The organism is Streptomyces sp. NPDC094143 (genome assembly GCF_040303825.1).
In the GTDB taxonomy this organism is placed as follows: Bacteria; Actinomycetota; Actinomycetes; order Streptomycetales; family Streptomycetaceae; genus Streptomyces.
In genome coordinates this window covers 26,542-44,372 of the sequence record NZ_JBEOTZ010000032.1, presented here as the reverse complement: position 1 = coordinate 44,372, position 17,831 = coordinate 26,542, and the positions used below count along the sequence as shown (strand labels likewise).

The 17,831-nt window shown below is 70.9% G+C and carries 17 protein-coding genes, 1 pseudogene and 2 riboswitches; of the genes and pseudogenes, 5 read left to right on the top strand and 13 right to left on the bottom strand.

The window, feature by feature from the left end; translation table 11 throughout:
- Positions 1-34: 34 nt before the first annotated feature.
- From ABTZ58_RS31320 to ABTZ58_RS31310, 3 genes are all read right to left on the bottom strand, one after another.
- On the bottom strand, positions 35-1,204 hold the full coding sequence (locus tag ABTZ58_RS31320) for a cysteine desulfurase family protein (RefSeq protein ID WP_351363955.1): 1,170 nt from the start codon (positions 1,202-1,204) through the stop codon (positions 35-37).
- 140 nt (positions 1,205-1,344) lie between these two features.
- Positions 1,345-1,611 (bottom strand): DUF4190 domain-containing protein, encoded by a 267-nt coding sequence (locus tag ABTZ58_RS31315; protein ID WP_309094406.1) that lies wholly within the window; start codon positions 1,609-1,611, stop codon positions 1,345-1,347.
- Between the two features lie 32 nt (positions 1,612-1,643).
- Positions 1,644-1,808 (bottom strand): hypothetical protein, encoded by a 165-nt coding sequence (locus ABTZ58_RS31310; RefSeq protein WP_351363952.1) that lies wholly within the window; start codon positions 1,806-1,808, stop codon positions 1,644-1,646.
- 116 nt (positions 1,809-1,924) lie between these two features.
- Between ABTZ58_RS31310 and ABTZ58_RS31305 the strand changes: the two genes are divergently transcribed.
- Positions 1,925-2,563: a TetR family transcriptional regulator gene (locus ABTZ58_RS31305; protein WP_351363949.1), complete on the top strand. Its 639-nt coding sequence runs from the start codon at positions 1,925-1,927 to the stop codon at positions 2,561-2,563.
- A gap of 295 nt (positions 2,564-2,858) precedes the next feature.
- On the opposite strand, the gene ABTZ58_RS31300 is transcribed toward ABTZ58_RS31305, so the two are convergent.
- A complete protein-coding gene (locus tag ABTZ58_RS31300) occupies positions 2,859-3,719 on the bottom strand; it encodes a thioesterase family protein (RefSeq protein WP_351363946.1) in 861 nt (286 codons plus the stop codon).
- Positions 3,720-3,903: 184 nt separating this feature from the next.
- On the opposite strand from ABTZ58_RS31300, the pseudogene ABTZ58_RS31295 reads away from it, so the two are divergent.
- Positions 3,904-4,373: pseudogene (locus ABTZ58_RS31295) on the top strand (hypothetical protein); the annotation flags it as partial.
- On the opposite strand, the gene ABTZ58_RS31290 reads toward ABTZ58_RS31295, so the two are convergent.
- From ABTZ58_RS31290 to ABTZ58_RS31250, 9 genes are all read right to left on the bottom strand, one after another.
- Positions 4,264-4,938 (bottom strand): trimeric intracellular cation channel family protein, encoded by a 675-nt coding sequence (locus tag ABTZ58_RS31290; protein ID WP_094056288.1) that lies wholly within the window; start codon positions 4,936-4,938, stop codon positions 4,264-4,266. The pseudogene ABTZ58_RS31295 and the gene ABTZ58_RS31290 sit on opposite strands and share 110 nt — an antisense overlap.
- 64 nt (positions 4,939-5,002) lie before the next feature.
- Entirely contained in the window at positions 5,003-6,121 is a 1,119-nt protein-coding gene (locus ABTZ58_RS31285) for an ABC transporter ATP-binding protein (RefSeq protein ID WP_351364073.1), read from the bottom strand.
- Between the two features lie 14 nt (positions 6,122-6,135).
- Complete coding sequence (locus tag ABTZ58_RS31280; RefSeq protein WP_351363942.1) at positions 6,136-7,218, bottom strand: ABC transporter ATP-binding protein; 1,083 nt, start codon at positions 7,216-7,218, stop codon at positions 6,136-6,138.
- The gene (locus tag ABTZ58_RS31275; RefSeq protein ID WP_309094413.1) at positions 7,215-8,225 is read right to left on the bottom strand and encodes an ABC transporter permease; all 1,011 of its coding nucleotides are present in this window, start codon (positions 8,223-8,225) and stop codon (positions 7,215-7,217) included. Before ABTZ58_RS31275 ends, ABTZ58_RS31280 begins: the two co-directional genes overlap by 4 nt.
- Before the next feature lie 91 nt (positions 8,226-8,316).
- The gene (locus tag ABTZ58_RS31270; RefSeq protein WP_351363938.1) at positions 8,317-10,083 is read right to left on the bottom strand and encodes an ABC transporter substrate-binding protein; all 1,767 of its coding nucleotides are present in this window, start codon (positions 10,081-10,083) and stop codon (positions 8,317-8,319) included.
- A gap of 8 nt (positions 10,084-10,091) precedes the next feature.
- Positions 10,092-11,090 (bottom strand): ABC transporter permease, encoded by a 999-nt coding sequence (locus ABTZ58_RS31265; protein ID WP_309094415.1) that lies wholly within the window; start codon positions 11,088-11,090, stop codon positions 10,092-10,094.
- Positions 11,091-11,431: 341 nt separating this feature from the next.
- The gene (locus ABTZ58_RS31260) at positions 11,432-12,232 is read right to left on the bottom strand and encodes an enhanced serine sensitivity protein SseB C-terminal domain-containing protein (RefSeq protein WP_309094416.1); all 801 of its coding nucleotides are present in this window, start codon (positions 12,230-12,232) and stop codon (positions 11,432-11,434) included.
- A 127-nt stretch (positions 12,233-12,359) separates the two neighbouring features.
- The gene (locus ABTZ58_RS31255) at positions 12,360-13,148 is read right to left on the bottom strand and encodes an enhanced serine sensitivity protein SseB (protein ID WP_351363934.1); all 789 of its coding nucleotides are present in this window, start codon (positions 13,146-13,148) and stop codon (positions 12,360-12,362) included.
- Between the two features lie 620 nt (positions 13,149-13,768).
- On the bottom strand, positions 13,769-14,431 hold the full coding sequence (locus ABTZ58_RS31250; RefSeq protein WP_351363931.1) for an AAA family ATPase: 663 nt from the start codon (positions 14,429-14,431) through the stop codon (positions 13,769-13,771).
- Between the two features lie 222 nt (positions 14,432-14,653).
- Positions 14,654-14,753: riboswitch (glycine riboswitch) on the top strand.
- Positions 14,754-14,872: riboswitch (glycine riboswitch) on the top strand.
- A 37-nt stretch (positions 14,873-14,909) separates the two neighbouring features.
- On the opposite strand from ABTZ58_RS31250, the gene gcvT reads away from it, so the two are divergent.
- The 3 genes from gcvT (at position 14,910) to glyA (ending at position 17,786) form a co-directional block, all read left to right on the top strand.
- Entirely contained in the window at positions 14,910-16,031 is a 1,122-nt protein-coding gene (gcvT, locus tag ABTZ58_RS31245) for a glycine cleavage system aminomethyltransferase GcvT (RefSeq protein ID WP_351363928.1), read from the top strand.
- A 100-nt stretch (positions 16,032-16,131) separates the two neighbouring features.
- A complete protein-coding gene (gene gcvH, locus ABTZ58_RS31240) occupies positions 16,132-16,509 on the top strand; it encodes a glycine cleavage system protein GcvH (RefSeq protein WP_086562694.1) in 378 nt (125 codons plus the stop codon).
- A gap of 14 nt (positions 16,510-16,523) precedes the next feature.
- Positions 16,524-17,786: a serine hydroxymethyltransferase gene (gene glyA, locus ABTZ58_RS31235; protein WP_351363925.1), complete on the top strand. Its 1,263-nt coding sequence runs from the start codon at positions 16,524-16,526 to the stop codon at positions 17,784-17,786.
- The last annotated feature ends 45 nt before the right edge of the window (positions 17,787-17,831 follow it).

Sequence of the window (17,831 nt, the reverse complement as noted above, 5' to 3'; positions counted from 1 at the left end):
GGACCGCCGCACGCCCCGTCGCACGCGCCGGGCGTTACGTCAGTCCCGCCGCCCGGGCTCGTTCCACCGCCGGGCCGATGGCCTTGGCCAGGGCCTCGATGTCGGCCTCGGTGGAGGTGTGGCCGAGGGAGAAGCGGAGGGTGCCGCGGGCCAGGTCGGGGTCGGTGCCGGTGGCGAGGAGGACATGGCTGGGCTGGGCGACGCCGGCGGTGCACGCGGAGCCGGTGGAGCACTCGATGCCCTGGGCGTCGAGCAGGAGCAGCAGGGAGTCGCCCTCGCAGCCGGGGAAGGTGAAGTGCGCGTTGGCCGGAAGGCGCCCTTCGGGATCCGGGTCGCCGCCGAGGATCGCGTCGGGTACGGCCGAGCGGACGGCGGCCACCAGGGCGTCGCGCAGGGCGCCGATCTCCCGGGCGAACCACTCGCGCTGCTCGGCGGCCAGCCGCGCGGCGACGGCGAAGGAGGCGATGGCGGGCACGTCCAGGGTGCCGGAGCGCACGTGCCGCTCCTGACCTCCGCCGTGCAGGACGGGGACGGGGGTGTGCTCGCGGCCGAGGAGCAGCGCGCCGATGCCGTAGGGGCCGCCGATCTTGTGGCCGGAGACGGTCATCGCGGCGAGTCCGGAGGCGGTGAAGTCCACGGGGACCTGGCCGAAGGCCTGCACGGCGTCGGAGTGCAGCGGAACTGCGAACTCCGCGGCGACGTCGGCCAGTTCGCGGATCGGCAGGATCGTCCCGATCTCGTTGTTCGCCCACATGACGGTGGCGAGGGCCACGTCGCCGGGGTTGCGGGCGATGGCCTCGCGCAGGGTGTCCGGGTGGACCCGGCCGTGGGCGTCGACCGGCAGGTACTCGATGGTGGCGCCCTCGTGTTCGCCGAGCCAGTGCACCGCGTCGAGGACGGCGTGGTGCTCGACGGGGCTGGCGAGGACGCGGGTGCGGGCCGGGTCGGCGTCGCGGCGTGACCAGTACAGGCCCTTGACGGCGAGGTTGTCGGCCTCCGTGCCGCCCGAGGTGAAGACGACCTCGCTGGGGCGCGCGCCGAGGGCTTCGGCGAGGGTCTCGCGGGCCTCCTCGACGGTGCGGCGGGCCTGCCTGCCGGATGCGTGGAGGGAGGACGCGTTGCCGGTGGCACCCAGCTGGGCGGTGAACGCCTCAACCGCCTCCGGGAGCATCGGGGTGGTCGCGGCGTGGTCGAGGTAAGCCATGGTGAGCCCGATTCTACGGCTCCCCTTCGGCGGGCCTGAGATCAAGGCTGGCCGAACGTGAACCGCTGTCCGGCGCGGCGGTGGCCCGTCGCCCCCGGGCCCGGCCCCGGCCGGCCGGCGCGTGATCGGCCGACGGCGGCTCAGAAGCTCCAGGAGATCGTGCTGTCGGACTGCACGAAGGCGGCCAGGACCAGCAGGTCGGCGACGCCCAGGCCCAGACCGAGCAGGGCGCGGCCGCGGCGCTCGGTGCCGCGCCACAGGGCGACGCTCGCCAGCACGATGGCGATCGGGCCGAGGAAGACGTTGAGGACCAGCAGGCCGAGCAGGCCGAGGACGAAGGACGCGACGGCCATGCCGTCGGTGTCGCGGATGCCGGTGCGGCGCGAGGCCGGGGCGGTGAGCTGCATGATGATCGACTCCCGGGTCGGAGGCGCGGTGGTCAGTGGGCCTGCGGGTGGCGCCGGCGGTTGCGCTCCCGCACCGCGAAGATGCCGAGCCAGACGGCGATGACGGCACCGGCGGCGAGGGAGAAGCCGAGCGGTGCGTGGGCCACGGTGCCCAGCACGAACCCCAGCAGCAGGAGTGCGGCGACGATGAACAGCATGGGAAACAGCCCCCAGAATTTCGGTGAACGGTTGTAGTTACACTTGTTCACTGACTTCCCAGGCTAGCGCCTCTCATGACTTTCCAATTCCAGAGAACAGTTGTTAACTGCATGGTATGAGTCACACCCTCGGCATCCGGCAGGCCCAGAAACAGAAGACCCGGCAGGCACTCCTGGACGCGGCCCTGGGGCTGCTGGAGGAGCAGAGCCTGAGCAGCCTCGGGCTGCGCGAGGTCACCCGCGCCGTCGGTGTCGCCCCGACCGCCTTCTACCGCCACTTCCGCTCCACGGCGGATCTGGGCGTGGCCCTGGTCGAGGAGGCGCTGGGCAGCCTGCACCCGATGATCCGGACGACGGTGTCCGGGACGGGTGACCAGGAGGAACGCATCACGCGTGCCATCGAGTTGATCGCCCGTCACGTCGACGGGTACCCCGCACATGTCCGCTTCATCGCGCGGGAACGACACGGCGGAGTCCAGCCGGTGCGGGAGGCCATACGGGACCAACTGTCCCGGTTCGCCGGGGAGGTCAAGGACGAGCTGGCCAAGGACCCGGTGTCCGAGGGCTGGAGCGAGGACGACCTGCTGATGCTGGCGCACCTGTATGTCGACCAGATGCTGATCACGGCGTCGCTCTTCCTGGAGGCACTGGAAGGGCCGCCGGAGGCACGCGAGGAGCGGCAGCGGGAGGTCGCCCGGGTGGCGACCCGTCAGATGCGGCTGATCGGCCTCGGCCGTCACCACTGGCTGGATTGAGCCGTACCGCATGACGCCCGGGGGCGGCGCGCTCGTTCGCGAGCACGCCGCCCCCGTCGCTTTCCGGCCGCACCGCGACCCGGCCGGTGCCTGCTTCGCCGTTCCGCGCCTGACCGCCACCGCCCGGGGCGCCGCAGCCACCGCCCTGACCGCCCCAGGGGCCGCCCTGCCCACCGCCCGGCGTACCGGACGGGGCTCCCGACGCCTCGGTGGCGGAAGCGGCCCTGGAAGGCACATGGGCGGGAGCCCGAGCGGACACCCGTCGGAGCCCCGGAAGGGGTCGGCGCGGCGCGGTTCAGCCGAGCCGGACCCGCGCCAGCTGCCGGGACTGCGCCACCAGCCGGTCGGCGCTGTCCCACACCTCCGCGTCCTCCTCCAGGAAGCCGCCGGCGAGGTTGCGTGTGGCGATCGACACGCGCAGCGGGCCCGGCGCCGGACGGCACCGCACGTGCACGGTCAGCTCGACGGTCGGCACCCAGCCCTTCAGGCCGAGCTCGAAGGCGGTCGGCGGCAGGGCGTCCACCGCCAGCAGCAGGGAGAGCGGGTCGGGGTCGCGGCCGTCCTTGAGTCCGAACCAGGCCCGCATCTCGCCCTTGCCGGAGGGCTGCCCGAGGGCCCAGCCCAGGGTCGACGGGTCGAGCTTGAGCATCAGCCGCTCGGTGATGGCCGAGCTGCCCTCGACCGGGGCCGGCCCGTCCTCGGGGCCGAAGCAGTGCTCGATCGGCGGGATCGCGGGCGGCCGGGCCGTGGTGCGGACGTCGTCGGGCAGCGTGTCCAGGTCGCCGTAGGAGGCGAGCACGCGGATGCGTTCGACCTCGCGGCCCTCGTCGTCGTACTGGAACAGCGAGGCCTGGCCGGTCGACAGGGTGCGGCCGGTGCGGACGACGTCCGTGCGGACGACCGCCGGGCCGGGTTGCGACGCGGTCAGGTAGTGCGCCGAGATGGTGAAGGGGTCGGCGTGCGGCAGGGCGTCCGCGAGCGCCCGGCCGAGGACGGCCAGCAGGTAGCCGCCGTTGACGGCGCTGATGATCGTCCAGCCGGCGGAGAGGTCGATGTCGTAGACGCCGGGCGCGCGGCGGGTGAGAGCGGTGTCGCGGTCGAACTCGCTGTCGCCGATCGCGGCCCGGACGGCCGGGGCGGAGGCTGCTTCTGGCATGGCTGAACAGTACAAGAACCAACTACTAAGCGGTAGCTTTGCGCAGCTCCCGGACTGCCACGCACGGGTGGGACATGGACAACTTCCCGGTAAGTGCCCGACTCGTCCGTGAACCTCGCGGCCGCCTCCGCCCTCTGTAGGGGCATGAGCCTCACCGGGACCCCGTTCCTCTGCACCCCGCGACGAACCGGCCCACCGGCACCACCGGTTCCCGGTCGTGGAGCTGCTGCCCGGCTATCCGGGCTCGGCGAAGGCCCGGTTCGGCTCACTGCGCGCGCACGAGCAGCTGGAGCCCTCGATGCGGGACGGCCGCGTCGCCCCGTTCATCCTGGTCGCGCCCCGCACCAACCTGCCGGCCGGGGTGGACACCGGTTGCGCCAACATCCCGGCCACGGTCAACGCCGACAGCTGGCTGAGCGTCGACATGCCGAAGACGGTCATGGACAACTTCCGAAGAGCGCCGGCGGGCACACCATGGCGCTGTGGCGGCCGCAGATCGCGCCGGCCTTCACCTGGCTGACGCAGCAGACGGGCGCCCGGCCCGTCACGGCAGGACGGGCTGCTCCTCCTCGCTCACCGTCGACCGCCGGTGCCACGCCCGCGGAGCTCGCCAGTGGAACCGCATCGCGAGCAGACGCAGTACGAAGGCCGTGATCACCGCGAGGGCACTGGTGAACGGGTTCAGGGCGTCGTAGCGGATGCACAGGGCGACCAGGGCGGAGCCGACGATCGCCGGGACCGCGTACAGGTCGCGGTCCCAGCGCAGCAACGAGGGCACCTCGTTGGCGAGGACGTCCCGCAGCACACCGCCGCCGACCGCGGTGGTCAGGCCCAGGCCGGCCGAGGCGGTCAGGCCGAGCCCGTACTCGTAGGCCTTGATCGTGCCGGCGACGCAGAACAGGCCGAGGCCGGCCGCGTCGAAGACGTTCACGGCGACCTGGATGCGTTCCACCTGCGGGTGCAGGAAGAACACGAGGAGGGTGGCGAGCAGCGGGGTGAGGAAGTACCCCAGGTCCGTGAACGCGGCGGGCGGCACGGCCCCGATGACCAGGTCGCGGAAGAGCCCGCCGCCCAGCGCGGTCACCTCGGCGAGGACGGCCATGCCGAAGACGTCGAAGTTCTTGCGCACGGCCAGCAGGGCGCCGGAGATCGCGAAGACGAAGATGCCGATCAGATCGAGCGTGTGCTGGACGGACGGACTGAAGAGTTGCTGGAGCACCCGTGCATTTTCCCCCACGGGTGAGCCCCCGCCCTGAGGTGCGAGGGCGAGGGCTCGGGTGGGGTCACTTCTCGACGGGCGCCGCGCCGTTCTCCACGGCGACCTCCTTCGCCGAGGACAGCAGCTCGGTGTCCTGCGGCTGCTGGTCCGCGAAGTTCTCCGGGTGGTGGCAGGCCACGCGCTGCCCGGCCCGCAGCTCCACCAGCGGCGGCTCGGTCGTCTTGCAGATCTGCGTGGCCTTCCAGCACCGGGTGTGGAAGCGGCAGCCGCTCGGCGGGGCGATCGGCGAGGGCACGTCGCCCTTGAGCAGGATCCGCTCGCTCTTGACGCCCCGGCGCTTGGGGTCCGGTATCGGCACGGCCGACAGCAGGGCCTTGGAGTAGGGGTGCATCGGCGACTTGTAGAGCTTGTCGCGGTCGGCCAGCTCGACGATCTTGCCGAGGTACATCACCGCGATCCGGTCGGACACGTGCCGGACCACCGACAGGTCGTGCGCGATGATCACGTACGTCAGGCCGAGCTCCTGCTGGAGGTCGTCCAGCAGGTTCACCACCTGGGCCTGGATCGACACGTCCAGCGCGGAGACCGGCTCGTCCGCCACCACGAGCTTGGGGTTGAGCGCGAGCGCGCGGGCGATGCCGATGCGCTGGCGCTGGCCGCCGGAGAACTCGTGCGGATAGCGGTTGTAGTGCTCGGGGTTGAGGCCGACCACCGACAGCAGCCGCTGGACCTCCTTCTTCACTCCGCCCTCGGGCTCGACGCCCTGGAGCCGGAAGGGGGCGCCGACGATCGTGCCGATCGTGTGCCGGGGGTTCAGCGAGGAGTACGGGTCCTGGAAGATCATCTGGACGTCGCGGCGCATGGGGCGCAGCTCGCCGGTCTTCAGGTGCGTGATGTCCTTGCCCTCGAACTCGACCGTGCCGCCGGTCGGTTCGAGCAGCCGGGTGATCAGCCGGCCCATGGTGGACTTGCCGCAGCCCGACTCGCCGACGACGCCGAGCGTCTCGCCCTTGCGGACTTCGAAGTCGATGCCGTCGACGGCCCGGACCGCGCCGGTCTGCCGCTGGAGCAGGCCCTTGCGGATCGGGAAGTGCTTCTGCAGGCCGGTCACCTTCAGCAGGATCTCACCGTCGGCGGTGGTGTCCTGGGTGAGGGTGCTGCCGCTGGTGTCCGGTTCGCTCACCGTTTTGTCGTCGCTCACAGCTTCGGCGCAATCTCTTCGGTCCAGATACGCTCCCGCTGCTCCTGGCTCATGTGGCAGGCGGCCCAGTGCGAGCCGCCGACCTCGGTCAGCTCGGGGCGGACCGTGCGGGTGACGTTGTCCTTCGGGATGTCCGCGTACGGGCAGCGCGGGTGGAAGGCGCAGCCGGACGGGAGGTTGATCAGGGAGGGCGGCGCGCCCTTGATCGGGATGAGCCGGTCGGTCTCCTCGCGGTCCAGCCGCGGCATCGAGCCGAGCAGGCCCCAGGTGTAGGGGTGCCGGGGCTCGGAGAACACGGCCTCGGCGGGACCGCGCTCCACGCACCGGCCGCCGTACATGACCAGCAGGTCGTCGGCCATCTCGGCGACCACGCCCAGGTCGTGGGTGATCATGATGACCGCCGAGCCGAACTCCTTCTGCAGATCGTGGATCAGGTCCAGGATCTGCGCCTGCACGGTGACGTCCAGGGCGGTGGTCGGCTCGTCCGCGATGAGCAGCTCGGGGTTGTTCACCAGGGCCATGGCGATCATGGCGCGCTGGCGCATACCGCCGGAGAACTCGTGCGGGTAGCTGTCGACGCGCTTGGCGGGCTCGGGGATGCCGACCCGGTCCAGCATCTCGATGGCGCGCTGCTTGGCGGCCTTCTTGGTCACGTCGTGGTGGACGCGGTACGCCTCGACGATCTGCTGCCCGACCGTGTAGTACGGGTGCATCGCGGACAGCGGGTCCTGGAAAATCATGGCCATCTTCCGGCCGCGCAGCCGCCGTACGGCGTCGGGGTCGGCCGCGATCAGCTCCTGGCCGTCCAGCCAGACCTCGCCGGTGACCTTGGCGCGCGCCGAGCGGTGCAGGCCCATCACACCGAGCGAGGTGACGGACTTGCCGGAGCCGGACTCGCCCACGATGCCCAGGGTCTTGCCCTTGCGCACGTCGAAGCTGACGCCGTCGACGGACTTGACCAGGCCGTCGTCGGTGTCGAAGTGGATGCGCAGATCACGGACGGACAGGAACACGTCGTCCGGGACGGACGGGGCGGTGGTGTCCGGTTCGCCGAGCGCGGCTTTGTCGAGCTTGCTCACGAGTACCTCACCCGGGGGTCGATGGCGGCGTACACCAGGTCGACGATCAAGTTGCAGAAGACGATGAAGAACGCGGCGACCAGGGTCACGCCCATCACGATGGGCAGGTCGTTGTCCTTGATGGCCTGGACCGAGTAGGCACCGATGCCCTGGAGGGAGAACACGGTCTCGGTGAGCACCGCGGTGCCCACGAGGGTGCCGAAGTCCATGCCGAAGATGGTGACGATCGGGGTGAGCGCGGAGCGCAGGCCGTGCTTGGTGACGACCGTGGACTCCTTCAGGCCCTTCGCCCTGGCCGTGCGGATGTAGTCCTCGTTCATCGTCTCCAGCATGCCCGCCCGGGTGAGCCGGGCGTAGAGCGCGGAGAAGAGGAAGGCGAGGCTGATCCAGGGCAGCATCAGATGCCAGGCCCATTCGGCGGGGTTCTGGGTGAACGGGACGTAGTCGATGCTGTCCCAGATGGGGATCTCGTAGACGAAGAGCGCGAGCAGGATCTGGCCGGTGAAGAAGATCGGGAGCGAGACGCCGGCGAGCGCGATGAACATGGAGATGCGGTCGATCGGCCGGCCCTTGCGCAGGGCCGAGATGACACCGGTCGTCACACCGGAGATCAGCCAGATCACCGCCGCGCCGACGGCCAGCGAGAAGGAGACCGGGATCCGCTGCTCCAACTGCGGCCAGACTTCGATGTGGCTCTTGAAGGAGTACCCGAAGCAGGGTGCGCTGCAGTGCGTCGCCTCGGGACCGAACCGGTAGTCGGCACCCGCCACGAGGCCCTTGATGAAGTTCCAGAACTGCTCGTAGACGGGCTGATCCAGTCCCAGGTTCTTCTTGATCGCGGCGACGGACTCGGGGTTCGCGTCCTTGCCGACGTACTGGGTGGCCAACTGGTCGGCCGTCTGGCCCCCGAGACGGGGCACCAGGAAGAAGATGGCGAAGGTGACTGCGCTGACCACCAGCAGCAACAGCACCGCGCCCATGACGCGTCGGAGGATGTACGCAGCCACAGCTGTACGGCCCCGGGTGGCCGCGGCGGGGTCGTCCGCCGCGGCCACCCGGTGCCTTCACCTGCCTTTCGAAAGGATCCGGCCTGCTGAGTTACTTCGCGGAGCTCATCAGCAGGTAGTCGTACATGCCGAGGTAGGCCTGCGTGACCGTGACGTTGCTGGCGGACGTGGGCCGCAGCAGCAGGTTCTTGCGGTAGATCAGCGGGACGACCGAGGCGTTGTCGAGGACCATCTTGTCGATGTCGCCCCAGGCCTTGGTGCGGGCGGCGTCGTCGGTGTTGGCGATCGCGTCCGTCAGGGCCTTGTTGATCTTCGGGTCGTCCAGCTCCATCAGGTTGTTGCCGCCGGAGGGCTTGATGGCGGCACCGTTGACGATCTGGTCGAGGAAGCCGTAGCCGGTCGGCCAGTCGGCGCCCCACGCCATGGAGAGCATGCCCAGCTTGTTCTTGTGGACGTAGGACGGGACACCGGCGAAGTTGGAGAAGTACTTGCCGGAGGGGAACTGCTTGATCTCGATGTTGATGCCGATCTTCTTCAGCGACGCCTGGACGGCCGTGGCGGCCGCGACCTCGGCGGGCCGGTCCGAGCGGGCCGTGAGGATCGTGTTGAAGCCGTTCGGCTGGCCGCAGGCCTTCAGCTCGGCCTTGGCCTTGGCGGCGTCACCCTTGTGACCCTCGCTCGGGTAGGTGTCGAACTTGGTGTAGCCGTTGACCGACGGCGGCAGCAGCGTGGTCGCCACGTCACCCTTCGGCGAACCGCCCATGGCGTCCAGGACGGACTGCTTGTCCAGACCCCACTGGACGGCCTTGCGGCAGTGCTCGTTGTCGAACGGCTTCACGTTGACGTTGAGCGCGATGTACTGCGTGGCGCCCGCGTAGGAGCTGTCCGTCTGGCCGGCGAGCTTGCCGCGCAGGACCTTCGGCTGGGTCTGCGGCTGCACACCGGTGCCGGCCGCGTCAGCCGTGATCTTGTCGGAGATCAGGTTGTTGTCGACCGTGACCGGGTTGACCTTGAACTTGATCGTGATCTTGTCCGGCAGGGCCTTGCGGATCGGGTCCGTCTTCGGGTCCCACTGCTTGTTGCGCACGAGGGTGGCGCCGCGGCCCTCCTCGTAGGACTGGAACTGGTACGGGCCGGAGGACTGGATGGCCTGCACGTACTTCGCGCCGGTGTCCTTCGCCTTCGGCACGGGGGCCGTCTGCGAGAAGGTCGCCAGGTAGTCGAAGTCGGCGAACGGCTGCTTCAGCTTGAAGACGATCGTCCGGTCGTCCGGCGTCTCGATGGACTTGATGCCCTCGGCGGACTTGTCCTTGTAGGGGCCCTTGTACTTGTCGCCGCCCTCAAGGTACGCCTTGAAGTAGGTCGGGCCGTTGGACAGCGCCTCGGGCGCGAAGTTGGAGCGCTCGATGGCGTACTTCACGTCCTTGGACGTCACCGGGGTGCCGTCCTGGAACTTCACTCCGGTACGCAGCTTGTACGTCCAGGTCTTGGCGTCCGGGCTGGACTTGCCGAGTCCCTCGGCGAGGTCCGGCACGACCTCCAGGCCTTCCTTGCCCGCCGCCGGCTTGAACGTGGTGAGCGTCCGGCCGTAGAGGCGGGAGAAGTTCTGCACCCAGCCGTAGTACGTGTTGCCCGGGTCGAGGGAGTCCGGCACGTCCGAGTGCTCGTACGTGACCGTCCCTCCCTTCTTGTCCGACGCGTTGACGATCGAGTTCAGCGCGGCGTCCTTCTTGCCGCTGCCTCCCCCGTCGTTGTCGTCACCGCCGCCGCCGCACGCGGCAGCTCCCAGCGACAGTGCCAGGACCGACGCAACGCCGGCGGTCACCCTTCTCGTCTTCACCTGAGGAAGCCCCCTCATTCGATGGATCACTTGCTGCGAGGGTCGAGGGCGTCACGCAGCCCGTCACCCAGCAGGTTGAAGGCCAGGACGGTGATGAAGATCGCCAGTCCGGGCACGAACATGTACTGCGGATCAGCCGTGTAGAGGTCCACAGCGTTGCTGAGCATGCCGCCCCAGGAGGCCTGCGGCGGAGCGATACCGACACCGAGGAAGCTCAGCGCGGCCTCGAACAGGATGTTCGTCGGGATGATCAGCGTCGAGTAGACGAGGATCGGCGCGACGAGGTTCGGGAGGAGCTCCCGGAACAGGATGTACGGGCCGCGCGCCCCGAGGCTCGTGGAGGCCTCGATGAACTCCCGCTTGCGCAGGGTCATGGTCTGCGCCCGCACGATCCGGCCGATGTACGGCCAGCTGAAGAAGCCGATCACGAAGATCAGCACGCAGATGCGCAGGGACAGGCCGTCGAGACCGAAGAACCCGTCCTGCACGGAGGCGGAGATCGAGATGGCGAACAGCAGCAGCGGGAACGCCAGGAAGGTGTCCATCAGCCTGCTGATGACGCTGTCGATCCAGCCGCCGTAGTAGCCGGCGATCACGCCGAGCACGGTGCCGATGCACACGGACAGCAGCGTGGCGCCGCCCGCGACCAGCAGGGAGACCCAGGAGCCGTCGATGATGCGGGCGAGCATGTCGCGGCCGTACTGCGGGTCCACGCCGAGCGGGTGGTCCCAACTCATGCCGCCCCAGCCGCCCTTGGGGGCGAGCAGCGCGGGGTCGATGAGGTCCTGGTTGAACTTGTTGGGATCGAGGTTGAAGATCCACTGGATCGGCTTGGAGAACACCGCCATCAGCGTGAGCAGGATGACGACGACGCCGCCGGCCATCGCCACCTTGTCCCGCTTGAAGCGCATCCAGGCGATCTGGGTGAGCGAGCGCCCTTCGATCTGGCTCTTCTTGACCCCGGAGAGCACGGCCTCGGGCTGTGCTCCGGCTTCCGCCCCGGTGGTCTCGATCGGTGCGGTCACGGTGCGATTGACCCCTCTCGGGCCGGCGATCGCCTAGCCCCTGGCTGCCGCTGTAGCGGTTTTGTTTGTCTCGTACACGAGACCGACCGGCCCGTGTCTTGCCGGGAGTCTTCAACGCTTTGGCGATCTGTTGCCAGACTTGGCGGTGAAAGGATGCGTAAACGTGATGCTGTCTGGGGGGTTCCGTTATCCGGACAACGGGTAACAGGGGTCGGACGCGTTGAGGTATGGGCATTTTAGGACATACAGGTGCATCTCACCCTTATCTACGCGCGGAGAGCTGACTTTTCCTCGTCTTTGCGCGGGGGTGGGGAACCGGCCTCGGCGGGGGTCCTGGCGGCTCAGAACCTGCCCTGGGCGGGCGGGTAGCCGTAGCCGGACGCGGGGGCCTGGACGGGGGCGGTGGCGTGGGCCTCGCGGTCGTAGAAGGGGCGGGCGTTCGCCCGCAGCCACATGGCGACCGGGTCGTGTTCGTCGGACATCGCGACGGTGGAGACGGGGAGTCCGTCCGGGACGGCGCCGAGGGACTGCTGCATCATCGCGCGCACGGAGTCCACGGCCGGCGGCGAGGTGTCGTACACGTCCAGTCCGATGGCGAGGTACGGCGCGCCGAGCGCGGGCTGCACCCAGGCGCGGCGCAGCGCGCGGACGGCCGGGGTGCGGTGGGCGTTCTGCGCGAGGAGGGCGTAGAACTGAGGGATCTCGATGGCGGGTTCGGACAGCCGCAGCGGTCCGGCGGGCTGGCGGTCCAGGCCCGTGGCGATTCTGCGCAGGTCGAGCCAGGGGATGCCGACGCCGCCGCCCGGGGCGTGCGGGTTGAGCCAGAGGCCGTAGTGGTCGGGGTAGAGGGCGCGGGCCACGTCGACGCCGTCGACCACCTCGTAGGAGCGGTTCCAGCCGCTGGCCGAGAGCTCCTGGGCGGAGGTCACGCAGGGCGCGTAGCCGTGGCCGTCGACCTCCATGTTTCCGTACTGGGCGTCCGGGGAGCCGGCCTGGCCGTGCCACAGGAGCATCCAGATCTGGCCGGTGTGCGGGGTCGCGAGCGCGCGCAGGAGTGCCTCGTAGGCGTCGTAGCGCCCGGGCGTGACCTGGCGCAGCATGTGCTCGACCTGTCCGGCCGCGGCCGTGCCGCTCGCGCTCACCTTTACCGCCCCTTCGTACAACGCCTCGACCGTGACCTAGCTTAAGCCCGCCCACCGACTCGGGACTTGCCCTCGTCCGGCGCGTGCGGGTCCGTCCGTGGCTTGCGGCGCGCCCGGGCCGGTCGCCCTACCGCTGGTAGAAGGGCCGGACCCGGTCCTTCATCCAGTGGCCCACCGGGTCCTCCGTCACGTCCAGCAGGACGAGGTTGACGGGCCAGGGCGCCGGTGCCGCGGTGACGGCCCGGGTCAGGGCCTCCAGCGGGAGGGCCCGCAGGTCGCCCTCCCACTGGGAGAGTTCGACGCCCACGAACATCACGGGGTCGGCGGTCTCGATCGCGGCGAGGCAGCGGCGGGCGGTGAGCACGACGCCGATCGCCTCGAACTCGGCGGAGGCGGCGGCCAGGAAGTCCACCGGGTCGTCCTGCCAGTCGGGCTCGAAGAGGCGGACCCGGCCGCCGCTCGCCGGGCCGTCCAGCGGGGTCCGGCCGGCCCGGCACAGGTCGGCGACGGCGGGGGGCGGAAGGGGTATGCCGACCACGCCGCCGGGGTTGACGACGATCCCCGCGTGCGGGGGCAGGCCGCGGGCGAACTCCACGGCCGGCGCGATGGTGTACGCCATGTGGGGCCCCGCGGCCAGGCGGAACTGCTCCTCCGAGCTGAACACCGGCACGAACGCCTGACCCTCGATCTCGACGGCGGGCAGGTCGAGCGGGCCGCTGTGCGGGCCACCGCCGTTGGGGAGCGGCACCCAGACGAAACTCCGGCCGAGCACCTCGACGATCCGCCCGCCTGCCGCGGGACCGGCGCCGAGAGCGGCCGAGAGCACCTCCTCCAGCTCGTTGCCGGGCCAGCCACCGTGCGGGTGGGTCTGCGTCTGCGCCGGGAAGTCCGCGGAGAAGTCCGCCGGGAAGTCCATCTGCCTACCGCCTGCCTGAAACCACTGCTGAGGCTGAAAAGGCTAACGGCTCGGGGAGCGGGAGTGGCCGGGCCGTGCGGGACGGCCTGCCGGCCGGTGGTCGGCCGTCGTGCCCCGGCCCGCCTTCCGGGCCGTTCGGCCGCCCCGCTGGGTGTGCCGCCCGGTCCCCGGCCGGGTGTCCGGGCGAGCGCGTCGGTGAGGGCCGTGACCGCCGCCGGGTCCGCCAGGAGCGGGCAGGCTGCCGTCGCGGAGCTTCCGGACGATCGCGTCGTGGCCGGAGCCCCGGCAGGACGGCCTGCCGGCCGGTGGCCGGCCGTCGTGCCCCGGCCCGCCTTCCGGGCCGTTCGGCCGCCCCGCCGGGTGTGCCGCCCGGTCCCCGGCCGGGTGTCCGGGCGAGCGCGTCGGTGAGGGCCGTGACCGCCGCCGGGTCCGCCAGGAGCGGGCAGGCTGCCGTCGCGGAGCTTCCGGACGATCGCGTCGTGGCCGGAGCCCCGGCGGTCTCCCCGGCCGCACCGCTCGGCCTCCGGCGCCACGCGGGCCGCACCGCCGGCCCCCGGCAGCCACCCCGGCCCGCCGCGAATCCCCGGCGCTCACCCCGGCCCGCCGCGGACCCCCGGCGCTCACCCGGTGAAGCCGATGCGGCGGAGCGCGTTCGCCGTGTCCCGGTCGGCGAGGACGGCCGATCCGCAGCCGGAGGGGAGGTCGCCCTGTTCGGCGGAGCGCAGCAGGCGGGTGGTGGCCGCGCGGTGGCGCAGGAACGCGTAGCGCGAGACGCCGCGGCCGCGGTCGCGCTGGCCGGCCAGGGCCTGTTCGGGGGTGACGTCGAGGAGGAGCAGGTGCAGGGCGCCGCCCCGGCGGCGGGCCTCGCGGGCGAGCCAGCGGCGGACCCACGCCTGCGTGCCGCAGTCGTGCACCACGAGCCCCTCACCCGTGCGCAGCGCGCGCCGCAGCCCGGCGTAGTGGGCGAGCCGGACGAGCGGCCGGTAGAGCGCGTACGGCAGGAAGCCCGGCATGCGGCGCTCCCAGCGGTCGCGGGTGTCCTGGGAGTCGACGCGCCGGCCCGGGACCGTGCGCCGCATGAGCGTGGACTTGCCGCTGCCGGGCAGGCCCGTGACCACGACGATGTCCCGGGGGCCGAACAGCAGCGCGTGCGGGCCGCGGCCGGGGCGGTCGCGCAGATCGCGGACGACCGGCGCCGGGCCGCGGACCGCCCGGGCCGGAACGGCCGGCTGCTCGGGCAGCGCGATGCCCGTGGTCGTGGCGTACGCCCTGGTCCTGTTCACCGTGATCGTCCTCCCCTGGGGCCAGGTACGGAGTCCCATCCCCGCCGAGTGTAAAGAGAAGGTAATGCCGCAGGCCTCTCATTTCCGTACTCTTCCTGCAACAGGGCTGCTACAGGTCGCCGGGTCCGGCGCGCGGGACTCCCGCCCTCCCTGTGAAAGGTCCCCCTGCCGCGCCGGAAGGATGCGTGCAATGATGTGCGCGCCAACTGCATACCGGCCGTTTGAATCCGCGCGGGAGAGTTCCCAGCACCGCTGACGCTGGGGCGCCGAAGGAGCAAGTCCCTCCCTTGAATCTCTCAGGCCCCGTTACCGCGCGGGCGAGGCACATCTGAAAAGCGGGCCCTCCCCTGCCCCGGCAGGGCGCGGCTCCACCCAAGGTGCAAGCCATGGACCGGCGCGGTCATGGCGAACCTCTCAGGTTCCGATGACAGATGGGGAGGAACGACCTCGCCGTCATTGCCTTGGGAGACGACCGACCGTGAGCAGTACAGGACAACTCCGTCACACCGCGCTCGATGCCCTGCATCGCTCGCTCGGCGCGACGATGACCGACTTCGCCGGCTGGGACATGCCCCTGCGCTACGGCTCCGAGCGCGACGAGCACACCGCCGTGCGCACGAGGGCCGGGCTGTTCGACCTCTCCCACATGGGTGAGATCACCGTCACCGGCCCGCAGGCCGCCGCCCTCCTCGACTACGCCCTGGTGGGCAACATCGGCGGCGTGAAGCCGGGCCGCGCCCGCTACACCATGATCTGCCGGGCCGACGGCGGCATCCTCGACGACCTGATCGTCTACCGGCTGGGCGAGACCGAGTACATGGTCGTCGCCAACGCCTCCAACGCCCAGGTCGTGCTGGACGCGCTGACCGAGCGGGCCGCCGGCTTCGACGCCGAGGTGCGCGACGACCGGGACGCCTACGCGCTGCTCGCCGTCCAGGGCCCTGAGTCCCCCGGCATCCTGGCCTCCCTCACCGACGCCGACCTGGACGGGCTGAAGTACTACGCCGGCCTGCCCGGCACGGTCGCCGGGGTCCCGGCCCTGATCGCCCGCACCGGCTACACCGGCGAGGACGGCTTCGAGCTGTTCGTGAAGCCGGAGCACGCCGTCGAGCTGTGGCAGGCGCTGACCAAGGCAGGCGAGGGCGCCGGGCTGGTCCCGTGCGGCCTGTCCTGCCGCGACACGCTGCGCCTTGAGGCGGGCATGCCGCTGTACGGGCATGAGCTGACCACCTCCCTGACGCCCTTCGACGCCGGTCTCGGCCGCGTGGTGAAGTTCGAGAAGGAGGGCGACTTCGTGGGCCGTGAGGCCCTGCGCGAGGCCGCCGCCCGGGCCGAGCAGAACCCGCCGCGCGTGCTGGTCGGCCTGGTCGCCGAGGGCCGCCGCGTCCCGCGCGCCGGGTACGCCGTCGTCTCCGGCGGCGAGGTGATCGGCGAGGTCACCTCCGGCGCCCCCTCCCCCACCCTCGGCAAGCCGATCGCCATGGCCTACGTCGACGCCGCGCACGCCGCGCCCGGCACGCCCGGCGTGGGCGTGGACATCCGGGGCAGTCACGAGCCGTACGAGGTCGTGGCGCTGCCCTTCTACAAGCGCCAGAAGTAGACACTGGCCAGGGGCTCCACGAGGCCCCGGCCCGCCCTTCACCCCGCTCACCAGCGGTCCCCTTCACCAGCACTCCCGCGCGTACAGGAGAATTCAGGCCATGAGCAACCCCCAGCAGCTGCGCTACAGCAAGGAGCACGAGTGGCTGTCGGCCGCCGAGGACGGCGTGTCGACGGTCGGCATCACGGAGCACGCGGCCAACGCGCTCGGCGACGTGGTCTTCGTCCAGCTCCCCGAGGTCGGTGACACGGTGTCCGCGGGCGAGACCTGCGGCGAGCTGGAGTCGACCAAGTCGGTGTCCGACCTGTACTCCCCGGTCTCCGGTGAGGTCACCGAGGTCAACGAGGACGTCGTGAACGACCCGTCCCTGGTGAACTCGGCCCCCTTCGAGGGCGGCTGGCTGTTCAAGGTGCGGGTCACGGACGAGCCGGGCGACCTGCTCTCCGCCGACGAGTACACCGCGTTCTCCGCCGGCTGAGGAGTCGTAGCCGTATGTCCGTCCTGAACACCCCCCTGCACGAGCTCGACCCGGCCGTCGCCGCCGCGGTCGACGCCGAGCTGCACCGCCAGCAGTCCACGCTGGAGATGATCGCCTCGGAGAACTTCGCCCCGGTCGCGGTCATGGAGGCGCAGGGCTCGGTCCTCACCAACAAGTACGCCGAGGGCTATCCGGGCCGCCGCTACTACGGCGGCTGCGAGCACGTCGACGTGGTCGAGCAGATCGCCATCGACCGGGTCAAGGAGCTGTTCGGCGCCGAGCACGCCAACGTGCAGCCGCACTCGGGCGCCCAGGCCAACGCGGCCGCGATGTTCGCGCTGCTCAAGCCGGGCGACACGATCATGGGCCTGAACCTCGCCCACGGCGGTCACCTGACCCACGGCATGAAGATCAACTTCTCCGGCAAGCTCTACGACGTCGTCGCCTACCACGTGGGCGAGGACGGCCGGGTCGACATGGCCGAGGTCGAGCGGCTCGCCAAGGAGTCCCGGCCGAAGCTGATCGTCGCCGGCTGGTCGGCGTACCCGCGGCAGCTGGACTTCGCCGAGTTCCGCCGGATCGCCGACGAGGTCGGCGCGTACCTGATGGTCGACATGGCGCACTTCGCCGGGCTCGTCGCGGCCGGGCTGCACCCCAACCCGGTGCCGCACGCGCACGTGGTCACCACCACGACCCACAAGACCCTCGGCGGCCCGCGCGGAGGTGTGATCCTCTCCACGGCCGAACTGGCCAAGAAGATCAACTCCGCCGTCTTCCCCGGTCAGCAGGGCGGTCCGCTGGAGCACGTGGTCGCCGCCAAGGCCGTCGCCTTCAAGGTCGCCGCCTCGGAGGACTTCAAGGAACGCCAGCGCCGTACGCTGGAGGGTGCCCGCATCCTGGCCGAGCGTCTGGTGCGGGACGACGTCCGGGCCGTGGGCGTGGACGTGCTGTCCGGCGGCACGGACGTGCACTTGGTCCTGGTCGACCTGCGCGACTCCGAGCTGGACGGGCAGCAGGCCGAGGACCGGCTCCACGAGATCGGCATCACCGTCAACCGCAACGCGATCCCGAACGACCCGCGTCCGCCGATGGTGACGTCCGGTCTGCGGATCGGAACCCCGGCCCTGGCCACCCGCGGCTTCACGGCCGAGGACTTCGCCGAGGTCGCGGACGTCATCGCCGAGGCGCTGAAGCCGTCGTACGACGTGGAGGCCCTCAAGGCCCGGGTGAAGGCCCTGGCCGACCGGCACCCGCTGTACCCGGGTATGAACAAGTAACCAGCGGCAGACAACGGTCGCGAAGAAACCTTTCGGGCGCCGCGC

What these genes read in the sequence shown, in the direction of transcription:
- ABTZ58_RS31305 (WP_351363949.1), top strand. Translation starts at nt 1,925, where the DNA reads ATGAGTCACACCCTCGGCATCCGGCAGGCCCAGAAACAGAAGACCCGG.
- ABTZ58_RS31255 (WP_351363934.1), bottom strand. Translation starts at nt 13,148, where the DNA reads ATGGACTTCCCGGCGGACTTCTCCGCGGACTTCCCGGCGCAGACGCAG.
- glyA (WP_351363925.1), top strand. Translation starts at nt 16,524, where the DNA reads ATGTCCGTCCTGAACACCCCCCTGCACGAGCTCGACCCGGCCGTCGCC.
- gcvH (WP_086562694.1), top strand. Translation starts at nt 16,132, where the DNA reads ATGAGCAACCCCCAGCAGCTGCGCTACAGCAAGGAGCACGAGTGGCTG.
- ABTZ58_RS31320 (WP_351363955.1), bottom strand. Translation starts at nt 1,204, where the DNA reads ATGGCTTACCTCGACCACGCCGCGACCACCCCGATGCTCCCGGAGGCG.
- ABTZ58_RS31300 (WP_351363946.1), bottom strand. Translation starts at nt 3,719, where the DNA reads ATGCCAGAAGCAGCCTCCGCCCCGGCCGTCCGGGCCGCGATCGGCGAC.
- ABTZ58_RS31270 (WP_351363938.1), bottom strand. Translation starts at nt 10,083, where the DNA reads ATGAGGGGGCTTCCTCAGGTGAAGACGAGAAGGGTGACCGCCGGCGTT.
- ABTZ58_RS31310 (WP_351363952.1), bottom strand. Translation starts at nt 1,808, where the DNA reads ATGCTGTTCATCGTCGCCGCACTCCTGCTGCTGGGGTTCGTGCTGGGC.
- ABTZ58_RS31315 (WP_309094406.1), bottom strand. Translation starts at nt 1,611, where the DNA reads ATGCAGCTCACCGCCCCGGCCTCGCGCCGCACCGGCATCCGCGACACC.